Source organism: Actinomycetota bacterium, from assembly GCA_036280995.1.
Lineage (GTDB): Bacteria > Actinomycetota > CALGFH01 > CALGFH01 > CALGFH01 > CALGFH01.
Genome location: DASUPQ010000105.1, coordinates 1 through 15,700 on the forward strand (window position 1 = coordinate 1; position 15,700 = coordinate 15,700).

General features: G+C 74.2%; 19 protein-coding genes. 4 read left to right on the top strand and 15 right to left on the bottom strand.

Annotated elements, in window-relative coordinates; all coding sequences use genetic code 11:
* The 14 genes from VF468_03140 to VF468_03205 all read right to left on the bottom strand — a co-directional run.
* A partial coding sequence (locus tag VF468_03140) for a hypothetical protein (GenBank protein HEX5877308.1) occupies positions 1 to 621 on the bottom strand: 621 nt, incomplete at its 3' end.
* Positions 622 to 687: 66 nt separating this feature from the next.
* Complete coding sequence (locus tag VF468_03145; protein HEX5877309.1) at positions 688 to 1,113, bottom strand: cupredoxin domain-containing protein; 426 nt, start codon at positions 1,111 to 1,113, stop codon at positions 688 to 690.
* Positions 1,114 to 1,190: 77 nt separating this feature from the next.
* Positions 1,191 to 1,775, bottom strand: coding sequence for a sigma-70 family RNA polymerase sigma factor (locus tag VF468_03150; protein HEX5877310.1), 585 nt, complete (start codon positions 1,773 to 1,775; stop codon positions 1,191 to 1,193).
* 5 nt (positions 1,776 to 1,780) lie between these two features.
* Positions 1,781 to 3,265, bottom strand: a complete 1,485-nt coding sequence (locus VF468_03155; protein HEX5877311.1) for a hypothetical protein — start codon at positions 3,263 to 3,265, stop codon at positions 1,781 to 1,783.
* A gap of 29 nt (positions 3,266 to 3,294) precedes the next feature.
* Positions 3,295 to 4,560, bottom strand: coding sequence for a hypothetical protein (locus VF468_03160; protein ID HEX5877312.1), 1,266 nt, complete (start codon positions 4,558 to 4,560; stop codon positions 3,295 to 3,297).
* Positions 4,561 to 5,306: 746 nt separating this feature from the next.
* On the bottom strand, positions 5,307 to 5,720 hold the full coding sequence (locus VF468_03165) for a pilus assembly protein TadG-related protein (GenBank protein HEX5877313.1): 414 nt from the start codon (positions 5,718 to 5,720) through the stop codon (positions 5,307 to 5,309).
* 32 nt (positions 5,721 to 5,752) lie between these two features.
* Positions 5,753 to 6,205 carry a hypothetical protein gene (locus VF468_03170; protein HEX5877314.1) on the bottom strand — a complete coding sequence of 151 codons (453 nt, stop codon included), beginning with the start codon at positions 6,203 to 6,205 and terminating at the stop codon, positions 5,753 to 5,755.
* A 203-nt stretch (positions 6,206 to 6,408) separates the two neighbouring features.
* Entirely contained in the window at positions 6,409 to 6,804 is a 396-nt protein-coding gene (locus VF468_03175) for a TadE/TadG family type IV pilus assembly protein (GenBank protein ID HEX5877315.1), read from the bottom strand.
* Positions 6,797 to 6,982 carry a hypothetical protein gene (locus tag VF468_03180; protein HEX5877316.1) on the bottom strand — a complete coding sequence of 62 codons (186 nt, stop codon included), beginning with the start codon at positions 6,980 to 6,982 and terminating at the stop codon, positions 6,797 to 6,799. Before VF468_03180 ends, VF468_03175 begins: the two co-directional genes overlap by 8 nt.
* A gap of 17 nt (positions 6,983 to 6,999) precedes the next feature.
* Positions 7,000 to 7,944: a type II secretion system F family protein gene (locus VF468_03185; GenBank protein ID HEX5877317.1), complete on the bottom strand. Its 945-nt coding sequence runs from the start codon at positions 7,942 to 7,944 to the stop codon at positions 7,000 to 7,002.
* Entirely contained in the window at positions 7,941 to 8,852 is a 912-nt protein-coding gene (locus VF468_03190; protein ID HEX5877318.1) for a type II secretion system F family protein, read from the bottom strand. The genes VF468_03185 and VF468_03190 overlap by 4 nt, the downstream gene beginning before the upstream one ends.
* A 39-nt stretch (positions 8,853 to 8,891) precedes the next feature.
* Positions 8,892 to 10,130, bottom strand: a complete 1,239-nt coding sequence (locus VF468_03195) for an ATPase, T2SS/T4P/T4SS family (protein HEX5877319.1) — start codon at positions 10,128 to 10,130, stop codon at positions 8,892 to 8,894.
* Positions 10,127 to 11,440, bottom strand: a complete 1,314-nt coding sequence (locus VF468_03200) for a P-loop NTPase (GenBank protein ID HEX5877320.1) — start codon at positions 11,438 to 11,440, stop codon at positions 10,127 to 10,129. The genes VF468_03195 and VF468_03200 overlap by 4 nt, the downstream gene beginning before the upstream one ends.
* Positions 11,437 to 12,312 carry a hypothetical protein gene (locus VF468_03205; GenBank protein ID HEX5877321.1) on the bottom strand — a complete coding sequence of 292 codons (876 nt, stop codon included), beginning with the start codon at positions 12,310 to 12,312 and terminating at the stop codon, positions 11,437 to 11,439. Before VF468_03205 ends, VF468_03200 begins: the two co-directional genes overlap by 4 nt.
* 310 nt (positions 12,313 to 12,622) lie before the next feature.
* On the opposite strand from VF468_03205, the gene VF468_03210 reads away from it, so the two are divergent.
* Entirely contained in the window at positions 12,623 to 12,868 is a 246-nt protein-coding gene (locus VF468_03210) for a helix-turn-helix domain-containing protein (GenBank protein HEX5877322.1), read from the top strand.
* On the opposite strand, the gene VF468_03215 is transcribed toward VF468_03210, so the two are convergent.
* On the bottom strand, positions 12,843 to 13,442 hold the full coding sequence (locus VF468_03215) for a hypothetical protein (protein ID HEX5877323.1): 600 nt from the start codon (positions 13,440 to 13,442) through the stop codon (positions 12,843 to 12,845). The two genes, VF468_03210 and VF468_03215, sit on opposite strands and share 26 nt — an antisense overlap.
* A 126-nt stretch (positions 13,443 to 13,568) precedes the next feature.
* Here VF468_03215 and VF468_03220 point away from each other — a divergent pair, with 126 nt between their 5' ends.
* The 3 genes from VF468_03220 to VF468_03230 all read left to right on the top strand — a co-directional run.
* The gene (locus tag VF468_03220; GenBank protein HEX5877324.1) at positions 13,569 to 14,543 is read left to right on the top strand and encodes a LysM peptidoglycan-binding domain-containing protein; all 975 of its coding nucleotides are present in this window, start codon (positions 13,569 to 13,571) and stop codon (positions 14,541 to 14,543) included.
* Positions 14,540 to 15,460 carry a hypothetical protein gene (locus tag VF468_03225; protein HEX5877325.1) on the top strand — a complete coding sequence of 307 codons (921 nt, stop codon included), beginning with the start codon at positions 14,540 to 14,542 and terminating at the stop codon, positions 15,458 to 15,460. Before VF468_03220 ends, VF468_03225 begins: the two co-directional genes overlap by 4 nt.
* A partial coding sequence (locus VF468_03230) for a hypothetical protein (protein HEX5877326.1) occupies positions 15,457 to 15,700 on the top strand: 244 nt, incomplete at its 3' end. The genes VF468_03225 and VF468_03230, both read left to right, overlap by 4 nt.

Sequence of the window (15,700 nt, forward strand, 5' to 3'; positions counted from 1 at the left end):
CTGCCCGTTGAGCCGCTGCGTCCCGACCCCGTACTCGGCCTTCGGGTCGGAGAAGAAGCCCGGCTCGAAGTTGGCGAACCGCACCCGGACGTTGATCTCCCGGTTGATCGGGATGATGCGGCCGCTGCCCGGGCGCAGGACCAACACCTGGGGCGTGTTGCCGGGGACCTCGCCGTACGGGGTGGGGTTGAACACCGTGCCGGTCTGGACGCCGCTGTTGAGGGGCAGGTTGTTGATGTTGCCGTTGGGGTCGGCGGCCGGCTCCTCGGCGCCGTCGTCCTCGGCGCCCGTGGTGGTGGTGTCGTCGAACACGTCGCCACCGGACCCGGACCCGTCGCCGGCTTCCGTGGTGGTGGTGTCGTCGGCCGCGTCGCCACCGGACCCGGACCCGTCGTCGTCGCCGGCGGCCGTGGTCGTGGTCGTGTCGTCGCCCGCGGCGGCGCCCGAGTCCTGGTTCGCGCCCTGGTCGGCGACGGCGGACTGGTCGGCGTTGGGGTCTGCCTCCTGCGCGCCGGCGGCGGCGCCGGCGCCGGCCAGGGCCGCGGCGACCAGCACCGCGAGCACGGCGGAGACCCACGGAGCCCGCCAGCCGGAACGGCGTGGGGGACGGAACTTGGACACGATGGCTCCCTCCTTGTCAGGAGTCGTCGAGGGTGCGGGGATGCCGGGGGGGTTGCCGGCGGACGGCTACTTGACCGTCAGCCAGCCCTGCATCTCCTGCTGGTGGTATTTGCAGTAGAACCGGTAGCGACCCGGTTGGGGTGCCGTGAAGCGGATCAGGGCGCTCGTGTCGGGGGGGATGTTCTTGGAGATCTCCAGGTCACCGAGGGTGAAGTTGTGCTGGGTGGGGTCGGTGTTGGAGACGTTCAGCACGATCTTGGCCCCGGTCGCCGTCGTGTAGAGGGCCGGCGTCCAGGCGGCGTTGGCGCTCTTCAGCTGCTGCTTGGCTCCGCTGCGCAGCTCGACCGGGGGCGGCTGGGCGGCCTTCCGGGCGGTCTGGTTGGAGGGACCGTATCCTCCGCCGTCCTTGGTGGTCGGGATGGTGCAGCCGGCAACGGTCAGCGCCACCGCGACCACGGTCGAGACGGTCAGGAGCAGACGGCGTCGCGGCATCGCGATCCTTCCCTGGTCCGAGAATTTCCCTGGCCAACTGGGAACTCTTGGTTGTGTCATCGGATTCCCGATATCTCTCAAGAATTCTGGGCGGACAGTGGGACGACGGTGCGCGCCCGGCCGAACTCCGACAGCAGCAGCCGGCGCAGCCGCTCCCGGGCGCGGAACAGCCGCGAAAGCACGGTGCCTTTTGGCGTGCCCATGACCGCCGCCGCCTCCTCACAGGAGAGGCCCTGAAGCTCGACCAGCGTCACCGCCACCCGGTAGGGCTCGGGCAGCTTGGAAATTGCCCGCCGCATCGCCTCCCGGTCGAGCTGGCGCAGCGCCTCCTCCTCCGGGTTGGGCACGTCCGCCCGGAACTGGGCGAGCACGTCGACGTCGTCGTCGGCCGCGGTCCGGTAGGTGATGCGCTTGCGCCCCCGGTAGTCGCGGCAGAACAGGTTGTGGGAGATCTGCAGCATCCAGGCCCGGCAGTTGGTGCCGGCCTGGAAGGAGTCGAATGCGCGGAACGCTCTGAGATACGTTTCCTGGGTGAGATCCTGGGCCATCACCGGGTCGCCCGTCATGCGGAGATTCGCCCGGTAGATCGAGTCGTGCAGGGGCAGCGCCGTGGCCTCGAACCGCTCGTGGATCGAGGCGGCGGTCTCAGTCGTGGTTGGCATCGAGGTCACCTCCCGACCATTCGCGCGGGCATTGACGTCGGCATTGGCGCCGGTCGGGCCGCCGGCCTGGGTGCCGCCGACCGGCCCCGGTTCCAGGCGGTCAATGGCACCGCCGGCGGCCACATCGCCACGGCCAGGGCGAGCCCGGACAGGCACGCCCAGACCACCGACCCGAGCCACAGCTCCAGCTCCGGGCCGGCCCCGTAGCCCACCCGGAGGAGGGCGAAATGCCAGGTCCAGTAGACGGCCGGGGCGATCACGGCCACCGCCCTGGCCGCCCACCGCCGCTGGGGCGAGGGCCGCAGCAGGTGCACGGCCACATCCGCCGCCGCCCCGCCCAGCACCGCCGCCCCGGCCAACCCGACCAGCCCGAGCCCGGTCTGGGTGGCCAGCAGCAGGGCCACCGACCCGGCCATCACCGTGAAGGTCCCCAGCGGTGTCTGCCAGCGCAGCAGGAGCAGCAGCACCGGGGCCACGAACAGCAGGTTGTACGCCAGCAGCCCGAGCAGCCCGTCCATCGGGGTCGTCCCGGCGACCTGGGCCGCCCCGGCGACCTGGGCCGCACCGGAGCCCGGGAGCCCGGCCGCCACCGGCGCCACGCCCTGGAAGAACCAGGCGGTCGTGGCCACCAGCAGCGTGGCCGGCAGGACCACCGGCCAGAAGCCCCGCAGCCCCGGCACCCGCGCCGGCGACGGGCCCGACCACGCCGCCCGCAGCGTCGAGGTCAGCAGCAGGCACGCCCCGGCGAACAGCACCAGGTGGATCGGCGCGACCAGCCGGGCCAGCCCAAGCCCGGGCCCGAACAGGCCGTGCCACACGACGTCCCCGGTCGTCGCCACCAGGGCCAGCGCCAGCGTGGCCAGCGCCACCCGGTACCCGGCCGGCACCGCCCGCAGCGACCAGGCTCCACGCCGCTGGCCCCGGGTCAGGATCCAGCACGCCGTGCCCACGAGCCCCACGGCCAGCACCCCGAACCAGGGCGTCAGGACCGTCCCGGACCCGTCGCCCACCGTGTTGCCGCGGCCCCACCCCTCCAGGTACAGCCCCAGCACCAGCAGCAACGAGCACCACCCGGTCACCAGGTCCTCATGCAAGGCCACCCGCCGCCCCGCCTGCGCCTCCGCCAGATGCCGCGGAGCCGGCCCGGCCGAGCGGGTTCGCTGGGCAGCGGCCGCGGCCCGGGTCGCGGCACTGCCGCCGGCGCCGGAGGCGGCCCGGGCGGCGGCCCGGTCGGTGCCCTCGGCCCACCACGTACGGGCCCGCGCGGCGAACCGGCCGGCCCGCTCGACCCAAATCGCCCACCCGGCGGGTGCCGCATGCCGCGACCCCCGGGTCGCCCGGATGCTCTCGGTCCGCCCAGCCCGGGTCGCCCGGCGGGCCGGGGTGGCCTGACCTCCGCTCACCTCGACCAGGTGGGGGCGCCGCTCGTGCCGGCCGACCGTCTGTCCTTGATGTGCCGCCACGGCAGCGCGGCCTGCTCGATCGCGCATCAGCGCATCACCGTCTCTCATCGCGGCCGTCAGGGACTCCAGCCCCGGTGCATGAAGTCGTTGGGAGCGGTCACGTTGACCACCGCCCCCAGGCCGGCTGCGACCAGCGCTCCGGCGAAGGCGAGCAGCAGCATGATCGTCATGACCTTGCGGACCAGCCGGTCGGCGACCAGCCGGCGCCGGTAGCGCAGCGCCGTGAAGGCCACCGCCGTCGCCAGGAAGGGCGTGGTCCAGCCGATGTGGACCTTCCACTCCATGGCGAAGGTCTCCCAGAACGCGAGCTGCGGACTGTTCAGCAGGTACTCGCGCGGGTACATGGTGATGTCGCCGCCCGGGGGCACCTTGGCCCGGTAGCCGGCGTACCCGAACCAGGTCCCGATGGCCGAGGCCAGCCAGGCCACCACCGCCAGCGAGGCCGTCGAGAGCTTGCGGATCCGGTCCTTCATCCGCGAGTCCCCGCTGGTCAGCAGCGTCCCCAGCCCGCCACCGAAGGCGTGGACGATGATGATCCCGAAGGTCGAGTGGGTGAGGAAGAACAGCTGGCGGGTGGTCAGCAGCCGCGCCGAGAGGATCCAGAACGTGAGCCCGGCCGCGGCGATGGCCCCGACCACGAACAGCGTGACGGTGGTGGCGTTCAGCAGCGTGCTCGTGCGCCGCAGCCCCGCCCGGCCCGCCGAGGAGCGCGACCGCCGCGACCCGCGGGCCCGCGGCTCCGGGTCGAACTCCTCTTCCTCGTCCATCTCGTCGAACTCGTCGGCGTCGTCGTCCCAGTCGGCCTCGGAGCCCGACTCCCACGCCGCCGGCGAGTCCACCCAGCGGAAGCGGTCGTCGTCGAGGTCGGTCGCGACCCCGGCCTCCCAGCGGCCGGAGTCGTCGGCGGCCCAGCCGCCGGTGTCGGTGTCGCGCGCCCAGTCGTTGGTGTCGTCGCGGTGCATGTAGGCGCTGCGGAGCTGCTCGAACAGCGGCTCCCGGCCGGCCGGCGACGCCTGGGTGGCGTCCAGGCCGTCACGGTCCCAGGGGTCGCGGGCGTCCCACTGGCCACTGGAATCCAGCTGGCTGGCGTCCCACTGACCGCTGTCCCAAGGGTCGCCGGGGTCCCACTGGTCGGAGTTCCACTGGGAGTCACCCGACTGGTGGGAGTCACCCGACTGGCCGGGAGCGTTCCGGTCGGCGACGTCCCGCCCGCCGGCGATCACCAGCCGCGGCCGGCCGTGGCCCTCCGCCGGTGGCGCCGGGTCCCGTCCAGGGCGCCAGTCGTCGCCCAGGCCGTTGACGTCGTCGTGGAGCTGCGTCACGAGGGCCCCCCCTCCATAGCAGTGGTCACGGGCACGCAAGCAGCGCGGAAGCCTTCGGGAAGGCACAGGGAGAACCAGGCCGCCATTGCAGCCACCTCATTTGTTTCATAGCGCGGCCAACCGGCCACGCGGCCGACGGGGGGATCACGAACCAGCCGGGAAATTCCTAGCCATTCCTGGCGAGCCGTGCGTCAGTCTTGCGACTCGTAATTTCACAAGCCCGCGGTGAGCGCTGGGGGGAGCGCCTCGAGCAGTCCCTGTCGTGGGGGCGACAGGAAAGGGGAAGCTCGGACCGATCCGCGAACGGCGAAATCAGAGCGGTGCTTCTTGATGTCGCTGAGCCGGGGGGGAGGCTCTTTGGTGCAGTGCCATGGGGGTAGCGCGTCGGACTGTACGGCACCACCCTGTTGGAGTCAAATCGTATACACGTCGAGATCATCCTGTGATCTACGTAGATGTCCGCCTGGAGATCGTGGGAATCCGCCGGACATCCGGAGAGTTCCCACACAAACTACAGCCTGCAACCGTTCTCCGCCGGCTCCACCATCCAGGCGAGCCGGCCCGACCGCGGACCCGGGAAGGAGGTGATCCCTGGCACCTGCCATGGGAGACGCCCGGTCCCTTGACCGAGGCGTCAGCGCGTAGCGAACGAGCGGCCGGGCGGAGGACCCTCCCCCGCCCGGCCGCTCGATTCATGCCCAGCCCGGGTCGAGCCCCGCTCCCCGCCGGAACTCCGGGCCCTTCGCTCAAGGAGGAACCAGACGCGCCGTGGCCGCCGCGCCACCCTCCATCTCCGGAGGGACCAGCCGCAGCAGCCGGAGCAACCCCACCCGCGCCGGCGCCGCGAGCCGAACCGTCACCTCCGGCCCGCCCTCTCCCGGAACCACCTTCACCGAGCGCAACCGCACCCCGGTGATCCCGGAGTCCCCCACCGACTCCGCCAGATAGGCCGTCGCCGTCGCCCGCGCCCGCTCCTGCGCGACCCGGACGCTCCGCCCCCCACTCAGGTACCAGGTCCTGGTGTCGACATCGTTCGCGGCCGCCACCGCCGCCCCGTCCGCCAGGTTCCCCAACGCCCGATGCCCCAGGAACCAGTTCGACGTGTCCCATCCCAACGCCAGCACCATCAGCACCAGCACCACCAACCCGACCAGCAGCACCAGCGCCTGCCCGCTCTCCCCCGCCCGCCGGCTCATCCGCCCAGCCCCCGGTACCGGTCGACCCGGGTGTGGTGCGTGGCCCCGACCGTCACCCCCGGCCCGGCAACAGCACCAAGGAACGGCACCCGAGCCACCGGCACCCGATAGGTCACCACCACCTCCACCTCCGCCCCGGGCCCGAACCCACCTGCACACCCCGACCCCACCCCAGGCCCGGATCCATCCCCGGCCGGGCAGGCAGCCCGCAGTCGCATCCCGGCGCCGGGGTCCCCGGGGCGCATCCCGTAGGTGGCCAGCACCTCCCGGTACGCCAGCCCCGCCCGCCGCTCCGCGTCCAGCCGGTCCGACCCGGTCGCGTACACCCGACCGGCCTCCCGCGCCGCGCTGGAGGTGGCCAGCAACGCCCGCTGGACGTCGGCCATCACCACCATCACGTACACCAGCGGCACCAGCAGGGTCAGGAACACCACCAGCAGCTCCACCACCGCCGCCCCCCGCTCCGCTTTCGCCGTACCCGCCCCCGCCGCGTCCGCTCCCGCCGGACCCAGGCCGGACCCGAACGGCGGGCCGCGAACCGCACCCACCGTCGCCGGCTCGGCCGCCGCCCGGCCCTCGGGTCCCCGACGGGCCCGGGGCAGTCGACCGCGTGGCGGATCTCGTTGTCGCCGCTGAGCACATCGGGCACCGGTCACAGCGACTCCTCCTCATGCATCCGCGCCGTCATCCGGACCGGCAGCCCCGGCACCCCGGGAACGAACGACGGCAACGTCCCCTCGGCCCGCAGCACCACCACCCCGCCGGCCTCGGAGCCCTCGATCGGCACCGCGCCCGCGACCCGCTCACCGGCCGCCCGCCGCAGCAGCTCGGACGCCACCCGGGCTCCGTCCGCCACCGACCGGCCCTCGGTCGCCGCCACCCGCGCCCCCTCCGACAGCGACCCCATCAGCGCGTTCCGTTCCCACAGGAACAACCCGAGCTGGGCGACCGACATGGCCAGCACCAACGCCACCACCGACACCAGGACGAACTCCACCACCGCCGACCCGCCCTCCGGGGCCCGGCCGCCCTTCGGTCGCTCACTCAAAGCGGACCTCATCGAGGAAGCCGGTGATGATCTCCCGGAGGGCCTCGCTGGCGACCCCCCAGACGAGCATCACCAGCGCGACCGTCATGGCGGTGATGAGCACCCAGCCGGGGACGTCCCCCCGCTGCTCCCCGAGGCGGGCGAACCTCCGCGCGATCGGCGGGTCGGGCGGCGGCATGGCGGGTGCTCCCTTCGTCAGCGGGCGATCTGGGACAGCGAGACGAGGCCCGGGTAGAGGGCGAACAGGATCACGACCGGCAGCTCGAGGAACACGACCGGCACGAGCATCAGCACCTCGCGGCGTCCACCGGCCTCGATCAGGTCGCGCTTGTGCTGCTCACGGACGTCGGCGGCCTGCGCCCGGAGCACGTCGCCGAGCGGTGTGCCGCGCTCGGTGGCCACGACCAGGCCGTCGACGAACCGGACGACCGCGGGGATCGGCACCCGGACGGCCAGCCGCTCCATGGCGGTGGTGAACGGCTCGCCCGCCCGCACGTCGGCCAGCACCATGGCCAGCTCCCGGCTCAGCTCGCCGTGGGAGCGGGCCACGGTCCGGTCCAGCGCGGCCCTCGGGCCCTCCCCGGCGGTCACCGCCAGGCACAGCAGGTCGGTCAGGGTGGGCAGCTCGCGGAGGATCTGGGCCTGCCGCCGGGCGACCTGCCGACCGAGCCACCCGTCGCGGCCCAGGATCCCGCCGAGCACGCCGACCACCGCCCCGCCGACCACCGCCATGGCCGAGACCGGCCGCCCGGCCACGGCGGGAAGGCCGAGTGTCACCAGCACGCCGGCGGCGAACCCGGCCAGCCCCCACAGCACCTGCTCGGCCCGGAACCGGGTCACGTCGGTGGCGACCCCGGCCTCGCGCAGCCGGCGGGCGACGGCCGCGGACCCGCCGAGCCACCGCTCGACCAGGCGGGCACCGTCCCGGAGCAACGGCCCGAGCAGCCGTTCCAGGGCGGGAAGCGGTGTCAGCGGCGTCTCGGCGCCCTGGAGCAGCCGGGTCGTCGCCGGCTCCAGCCCTCGCAGGTACGGATCGAGCCGCGCGGCAAGCCGAGGCCGCCGCATCCGCGGCGCCCCCAGCACGGCCAGCACCACACCGGCCACCAGCCCGACGCTCACCGCCACCGCCGCAGGGCTCATCGCAGGACCCGTTCCTCGGTCGGGAGGCGGCCGATGGCCAGCATCAGGCGGTAGCCGGCGACGGCCACGGCCGCCCCGACCGCCAGGACCACGGCGCCGCCGGTGCCGCGGTAGGCGGCGACCGCCTCGGGCTTGGTCGCGAGCAGCAGGAGGACCACCCACGGGGTCGCGAAGGCCATGCGGGCCGCGACCACCACCCAGGTCTGGCGCGCCTCCAGCTCCCTGCGTACGCGCTGCTCGTCCCGGAGGAAGCCCGAGAGGGTGCGCAGCATGCGGCCCAGCTCGCTCCCGCCCACCTCCCGGGCCAGCCGCAGCGCCTCGATGACCCGGTCGGCGGTCGGGTCGGCCAGCTCCTCCTTGAGACGGTCCAGGGCGCTGCCGAAGCGACCGGTGGCGTGGTAGTCGTCGGCGAACCTGGCGAACGATGGTCGCAGCGTCTCCGGTCCCCGCTCGGCCAGGCCGGCCACCGCCTCGGGGAGGGACAGGCCGGCCCGGACGCCGGAGGCCAGGTTGTCGATGGCGTCCGGCCAGACCTCGCGCAGCTCGCGGAGCCGTCGCCGCCGCCGGGCCCGCAACGCCCCCAGCGGCAGCCACCCGGCCAGCCCGGCGAAGGCCAGACCGAGCCAGGGCGAACGGGTCACCGTCAGCACCACCAGCCCGGCGGCCAGCCCCGACCCGCCGCACACCGCCGCCACATGCCACGGCCGGACCCCGCGAACCCCGGCCTGGGTCGTCCAGTCGGCGAACCGCCCGACCCACCGCCGTTCCCGGACGTCCGTCGCCTGCCCGTCCCCCACCCGCCCGTCCTGCACCCGACCGCCCCGCGCCCGGTCGTCGAGCCCCAGGCCCAGCAGGACCAGCCCGGCCACCAGCACCGCCGGGATGGCCAGCACGGCCAGCTCATCCACGCCACACCGCCACCTTCCCGGGCCGTACCCTCGGGCCGCTCATGTCGCCAGGACCTCGACGAGCTCGAACCCGTGGTCGCGGAAGCGCTCGGCGTGGGGCGGGAACTCCCCGGTCCAGAGCAGGCGCTCACCGGCCCGGCGGAACACCAGACCGGCCTCGACCTGGTCCTCCTCGACCCGGCCGGAGACGGCCAGGACCTCCTCGACCCGCCGCCGGCCCCAGCCGTCGCCCCGCAGGAACACGATCAGGTCGATGGTGGCCGCGACGGTGGGCAGGATGAAGCGGTGGGACACGTTCTCGCCGGCCAGCAGGGGCAGGGTGGTCAGCTTGACCAGCGCCTCGCGGGCCGAGTTGGCGTGCACGGAGGTCATGCCCGGGATCCCGGAGTTGAAGGCGATCAGGAGGTCGAGGCACTCCTCCTGGCGCACCTCGCCGACGAGCAGCCGGTCGGGCCGCATCCGCAGCGCCTCCTTGATGAGGCGGCGCTGGCGGATCTCGCCCTCGCCCTCCAGGTTGGGCTGCCTGGTCTGCATGGCCACGGTGTCCGGCAGGCCCACCTGGAGCTCGAACACCTCCTCGCAGGTGATCACCCGTTCGCGGGGCGGGATGGCCGCAGCCAGGCAGTTGAGGGTGGTCGTCTTCCCGGACTGGGTGGCCCCGGCGACGACGATGTTGAGCCCGCTGACCACCGCCGCCTCGAGGAACCGGGCGCACTGGCCGCTCATCGTGCCGAGACGGACCAGCTCGGTGAGCGAGTGGGCGCGGAGCACGAACCGCCGGATGTTGACCGCCCAGTGGCGCTGGGTGATGTCGGGGATGACCACATGGAGCCGGGAGCCGTCGCCAAGGGTCGCGTCGACGAACGGGCTGGACAGGTCGACCCGGCGCCCGCTGGCCCGGAGCATGAGCTCGACCAGATCGTGGACGTGCTCCTCGCTGAGCACGGTGGTGGTCAGCTGGGGCCGCCCGGCCTTGGCCACGAACACCTTGCCGGGTTCGTTGATCCAGATCTCCTCGACGTCCGGGTCGTCGAAGTAAGGCTGCAGCGGCCCCATGCCGATCACCCGGTCGGCGACCGCCTTGGCGACCTGCCCGGCGTCGGTGAGCGGCGGCATGGCCGCCACCAGCCGCCGCTCGGCGTAGTCGGTGACCACCTCGTCGATGAGCTGGCGCACGGCGACGGCGTCGCCGCTGCCCGGGTCGAGCCCGCGCCGCCGGACCAGCTCGCGGACCTCGTCCTCCACGATCTGGTCGGCGGTCTGCTGCCCCGCCGTCATGGTCCGGCTCCGGTGGCCGCGGTGACGGAGGCGCCTGCGCGACCCCGGCGGCGGCGGGACTGGACGGTCTGGGCGGGGAACAGGAACGCGGCCAGCCTGGCCAGGGCGATCTGGGCCGGGCTGCCGGGACGTGCCTCGCGGAGCGCCTGCCCGGCGAGGAGGGCGGCGTCGACGCCCGGGCGGTCGTAGGGGATGACGGCGGCCGGGTCGATGCCGACGTAGCGGCTGAGGGCGGCCCGCACCTGCTCGGCCGGGCGGTCACCGCCGAACATGCCCGGTCGCAGCTGGTTGACCACCACCCGGACCCTGCTCGCCGGGATGCCGAGGTCGCGCAGCTCCTGGTAGCCGCGGATGAAGGCGTGCAGGCCGACCGGGTCGGCCCTGGCCACGGCCACCACCAGGTCGGCTGCCTGCACGGCCAGCCGGGTGACGGCGTTCCTGCGGAGGCGGACCTGGTCGGAGAGCCGCTCCTCGTCCTCCTCGAGGCAGAACCCGGCGTCGACGACGGTGACCGGGAAGGCCACCCGGAACAGCTCCAGCAGCGCCTCCCAGGTGCCGGGGCGGATCTCGGTCCAGAGCTCGGCCCGTGGCAGCCCGAGCAGCACCCGAGGGCCACTGGGAGCGGCCCGCCGGACCGAGCGCCAGAGCCGGGGAGCGTCCAGCTCGCCGCGTCCGGCCGTCCGAGCCGCCCAGGCCAGGCCGGGCGCCTCGTCGAGGAACCCGAGCGTCTGCGCGATCGCGCCGCCGTAGGTGTCGGCGTCGACGAGCAGGACCTCGTCGCCGCTGGCGGCCGCCTCGAACGCCAGATTGACGGCCACGGTGGTCCGTCCCGGCCCGCCCTTCGGTCCCCACACCGCGGCCAGGATCCGCCGCGCTCCACCGTCCGCAGGGGCCGGGGCCACCTCGGCCGGCGGGGGGTCGCCGGCGAGATCCGGTTCGGGGTCGGGCTCGCTGGCCAGGGCGGCCCGGGCCCGTTCCACCAGTGCCTCCGGCGGGTCCGCGTCCGAGGCGACCTGCAGCAGCCCCAGCTGGCGGAGCCGGCGCTCGCTGTCCTCGTCGGCGGCCGGGGCCACCCCGACCACGGCCAGGCCGGCCCCGGCCAGCCGGGCCAGGGCGTCGCGGTCCAGCCAGCGGGTCCCGGCGGCGACCAGGGCCACCTCGGCCTGGCCGGCGGCGGCCACCGCCAGCAGGTCACCCAGGTCGTAGCAGCGGTGCAGCACCTGCGCGGCGACCTGCCCCGCCTGGCAGGCCTGCACCAGGGCAGCCTCCCAGGCCGCCCCCACCCCCGCGGTCACCATGCGCAGCGTCATGCCGGCACCTCGATTCGACCCGGGCCGGCCGGGGTCGGGGTCGGGACCGGTGCCGAGGTCGGGCCAGGGGCCTGGTTCTCGTTCCTGCTGCCGACTCGGCCGGCGGTGGTCCCGGCCCGGGCAGCACCCTCGGACCCGGCTGCACCCTCGAACTGGGTGCTGGTCGGCGCGGGCGGTGTCGTCGGCACCGGTTGGCCGTCCTCGGGGGTGGGCTCGTACGGACCCGAGGTGTCGGGCGGAGGTGGCGGGGGTCCGTACGAGGGTGGCGGCCCGATGGCGGCCGGACCCGGGGCCTTGACGACGAAGATGCGGGCGGTGGCGATGGCCGCGGCCACGAGCGGGGCGCGGTCGCTCGGCATGCGGAGCTGGACCCCGCGCTCCTGTCCGCCGCCGGCGAAACCGGTCGGGTCCTGGAGGACCTGGACGACCTCGGCTCTTGGCAGCAGGACGACGGCCCGGCCCCGGCGGGCGCCGTCGGTGTAGGCGGCCAGCACCTGCACGCCGTCGCCGGGCCGCAGACCGCGGGCCATGTCTCCAGGGTCCACCTGGACCGGCAGCTCGACCAGGTCGGCGTCGCGGCTGGAGGCGAGGACGAGGCCGGCTGGGACCAGCGTCTCCCGCCGGACGGGTGCGATCAGGACCCGGCCGGCGACCTGCCGGTCGGGGCTCGGCTGGAGGTAGTGGCGGAGCGCCACCTCCGGCAGCCGCACCCGGATGACCATGAGGTCGCCTGGCTTCAGCGGCGTCCCGGCGGGGAGGTCATGGGCGGCGGCGTACACCGGAACCAGCCGCTGGGACCGGTCCAGGAAGAGCGCCCCGGCCAGAATGGCGAGCACGACGAGACAGGCGCCGAGCGCGGTGCGGCCGTTCATCCAGGTGGCCGCGCGCAGGCGGTGGGCTGGGGCCGCCGGGGGCGGCTGCGGGTTCAGGCTGGACAGGGTCGACGCTCCGTGGGGGATGGAGCAGCGTCGGCAGAAGATGCCTGATCCGGGCGTATCCGATCAAGGGTGTGATTAGTGACACGTTAGCCTCCCTGCTGGATCCGGTAACCGGATCATCACGATGAAGCCGGAGGCAGTAGGAGGCAAACAGGAGTTCTGATATTGTGGACAACGCTGCGACGAGCGGTCGCGGGCGGCCCGAGCCGGCGCGACCGCAGATTCCGCGACCAGGAGGGACCTCATGCCCACGCCCGGCGTCGAGCCCAGGTTCTACACGCTGGAGGATGTGGCGACGATCCTCAACGTCCGGGTCGCCCAGGTCTATGCGCTCGTGCGCAGTGGTGAGCTCCCGGCGGTCAAGCTCGGTGGGCGTGGCGTCTGGCGGGTGGACCGTCTGCAGCTCGAGGCCTACATCGAGCGCATGCACGAGCAGACGGCCGACTGGGCGCGCAAGCACCCGCTCATCGGCGCGCCGGAGGAAGGGTGACGGCGGCCACCGCGGCGAATCCCACGAACCGGCGGGCCCGGACCGCCAGGCGGCGTCGCGCCTCGCCGAGGTCGTGCTCGGCGACCTCCAGGTAGTCGCTGCCGACCGCTTCGATGGTGCCGTCGCAGCTGCTCCCGTCGGCCAGCTCGACCCTGACCGGCTCCCGGCGCCGGGCCAGCTCGCGGAGGGCGAGGGCGAACTGGTGGCGGCGTGCGGCCGGGTTGGGTGTGGGCCGGAGTGTGGGTGGTTCGGCGGGCAGGGCGACCGACACCGCGGGACCGTAGCGGATCAGGTGCTCGGCCCCGTCGTCGGCCCGCAGGACGAGGAACTCCGGGTAGCTGGCGACGGTGGCGCCACGGAAGGTGCGGGCGCCGGCGAGCACCACCGCGTCGCTGCCGATGCGGCGGGCGAGCTGTTCCCAGAGCACGGTGGAGCCCAGCTCGGCGCGGACCGCGGCCACGGCCTCCTGCTCGGCCTCACGGCGCAGGCCGGCGTCGAACTCCGCCTCAAGTTCGTCGAACACCCGCCGCATCGTCGGCGGGGTTGACTCGTCTGGTTCCTCCGGTTCGTGCATGCGCGGCAGCCTAGTTGCGTGCCCGGGTTCTCCACAACTTCGCTCGTCGTCCTTGTCGGTACCTTAGGCCGATGGTAGGAAACGAGCGCAAGTAACCTGGATTGAAGGCAACTCGAGGACGTTGACGTGAGGCAGAAGTTCGGAGCGGTGGCCCGGCGGCCGGGCTGGCGGCGAAGGGCCTGGCTGCTGGCGATGGTGGCCGGGCCGGCCCTGGTCGGGCGCACCCTCGTTGGCGAGGTGGGATCGCCGATGCGGCTGCTGAGGGCGCTGGACGACCTTGGCGACCCATGGGCCGACCCGGTGGCGCCGATGATCTCGCTGCTGGCGCTGCTGGCGGAGACGTTGGTCGCCTACCTCCTGGTCGTGCTGGCACTCCGGTCGCTCTGCCAGCTGCCCGGGTCGGTCGGGCGGGCCGCCGGACAGGTCACGCTCCTGGTCACCCCGGTCGCCGTGAGACGTGTGCTCGATCTTCTGGTCGGCGGCACCCTGCTCGCCCAGGCGACGCTGGCGGCGAGCTCCGGCATCGGCATGGCTCCCGGCCACCGAGCGGCCGTTCCGGCTGTGGCGATGGCCACCTCCTCGATCCCCGGCGGCCATGCCGCTCCGGTCACCGGACACCACCTGGGTCCGTCCGCCACCGGGTCGGCTCGACCTCGCCAGGCGGTGATGGACCCGGCCGGGACGCGGCCCGCCCCCCGCCGGTCATCGGCGCCACTGCCGCCCTGGCTGGGGGGCGGGCCGTCCAACCCGGCCCCGGGGTCCATCGGCGACACGGAGCCTGAATCGACCGGCGACGTGGGGACTGGACCGACCGGCGAGGCCTCGCGTGGGTCCGCTGGCGAGGCAGGACGTACGTCGAGCGACGAGCTCGAGCCTGGGTCGGGCGATGGGGCGGCAGCCGGCCACACCGTCGCGGTGGGTGACACGTTGTGGGATATCGCGGCCGCCCACCTCGGACCCGGCGAGGGCACGGTGCTGAACGTGCATCGCTACTGGCGGCAGGTGTACCGGGCCAACCGTCGAGTGATCGGCGCCGATCCCGACCTGATCCATCCGGGGACGCGCCTGGACGTGCCCCCGTTTCGGCGTGATCGGCCATGAGGAGGTCGGCTGGCGCATCGCCGCCCACCAGCGCCGCCCTACCGGAGCTGCTCGGGACCGCCGAGCCCGCCCCGCCGGCCCGCCCGCGCGGATCGCGGCTGCTCAGGACCTTGGCCCGGGTCATCCTGTGGTCCCTCATCGTGGTCGGCGCGCTCCGGGGGCTCCTGCCGGCTCCACAGAGCTCGCCGCCGGAGGCGGCGGCCGGGCCTCCGGACGATCGCCGGGCCGCGGCGGTGGCGACCGCCTTCCTGCGCGAGTACCTGACCGTCGGTGACGACCGGACGGCGCGGGCCGAGCGGCTCGGCCGCCTGACCGTGGCCGGGGCCGACCTGAGCCGGTCGGTCTCGGTTCCAGATGGGGAGGCCCAGTACGCCGACCTCGTGGTGCCGGCCGGCAGCAGACCGGTCGCCAACGGGATCGAGGTCACCGTGCTCGCCCATGTCCTGCAGCTCCGGTCGGGCGCCTACCGCGACGGAGGGACGCTGGCGTTCGTCGTCCCGCTGACGACCCGGAGGGAAGGCATCGCCGTCACCGGTGGGCCGCGGCCCGCCTCCCTGCCGGTCGCGTCCGGGCTGGCGCTTCCCCACCTACCGACGGTGCCGCCGGAGCTGGCGCCAGTGGCCGGGCGGATGGCCAGGCAGGCCGTGGCCGCGGCCGTCGCCCGGGACAGGACGACCCTCACCCGCCTTGGAGGCGGCCGGCCACCGTCCGCCCACCCGCTCCCTTCTGGATGGCGCGTGACCGGGGTCGGCAGCGCCGAGGTAACGGGCCCGCCGGAAGCGCCCACGGCGCTGGTGCCGGTCCGCGCCCGCCCGCCGGTCGGCCGTGCCAGCTACCTCGTCCCGGTACGCGTCCAGCTTGCGGTTGGGCCTCGCGGGCTGACCGTCCGCCAGGTCGACTTCGGCGGGTTGCCGTGAGCTCGCCCAACCTGGACCCGGACTGGCATCCCGACAGCGGCATCGACGGCAGGCGCACGGGGCACGGTGGCGACAACCTGCACCGCTTCCTGACGCCCGGGTCGACCACCGACCCCCACGCCAATGGCCCTCCTCCGGTTCCCACCGCCGAGTCCGGCGCCCCCCAGCCTCGGAAACGGCGGGCCCGTGCGGGCTGGGACGTCCCCGGGCCGCGACCTGGCTGGTACGCGTACCGGATCA

What these genes read in the sequence shown, in the direction of transcription:
- VF468_03185 (HEX5877317.1), bottom strand. Translation starts at nt 7,944, where the DNA reads ATGAGCCCTGCGGCGGTGGCGGTGAGCGTCGGGCTGGTGGCCGGTGTG.
- VF468_03205 (HEX5877321.1), bottom strand. Translation starts at nt 12,312, where the DNA reads ATGAACGGCCGCACCGCGCTCGGCGCCTGTCTCGTCGTGCTCGCCATT.
- VF468_03195 (HEX5877319.1), bottom strand. Translation starts at nt 10,130, where the DNA reads ATGACGGCGGGGCAGCAGACCGCCGACCAGATCGTGGAGGACGAGGTC.
- VF468_03145 (HEX5877309.1), bottom strand. Translation starts at nt 1,113, where the DNA reads ATGCCGCGACGCCGTCTGCTCCTGACCGTCTCGACCGTGGTCGCGGTG.
- VF468_03150 (HEX5877310.1), bottom strand. Translation starts at nt 1,775, where the DNA reads ATGCCAACCACGACTGAGACCGCCGCCTCGATCCACGAGCGGTTCGAG.
- VF468_03225 (HEX5877325.1), top strand. Translation starts at nt 14,540, where the DNA reads ATGAGGAGGTCGGCTGGCGCATCGCCGCCCACCAGCGCCGCCCTACCG.
- VF468_03215 (HEX5877323.1), bottom strand. Translation starts at nt 13,442, where the DNA reads ATGCACGAACCGGAGGAACCAGACGAGTCAACCCCGCCGACGATGCGG.
- VF468_03200 (HEX5877320.1), bottom strand. Translation starts at nt 11,440, where the DNA reads ATGACGCTGCGCATGGTGACCGCGGGGGTGGGGGCGGCCTGGGAGGCT.
- VF468_03210 (HEX5877322.1), top strand. Translation starts at nt 12,623, where the DNA reads ATGCCCACGCCCGGCGTCGAGCCCAGGTTCTACACGCTGGAGGATGTG.
- VF468_03155 (HEX5877311.1), bottom strand. Translation starts at nt 3,265, where the DNA reads ATGCGCGATCGAGCAGGCCGCGCTGCCGTGGCGGCACATCAAGGACAG.
- VF468_03180 (HEX5877316.1), bottom strand. Translation starts at nt 6,982, where the DNA reads ATGCCGCCGCCCGACCCGCCGATCGCGCGGAGGTTCGCCCGCCTCGGG.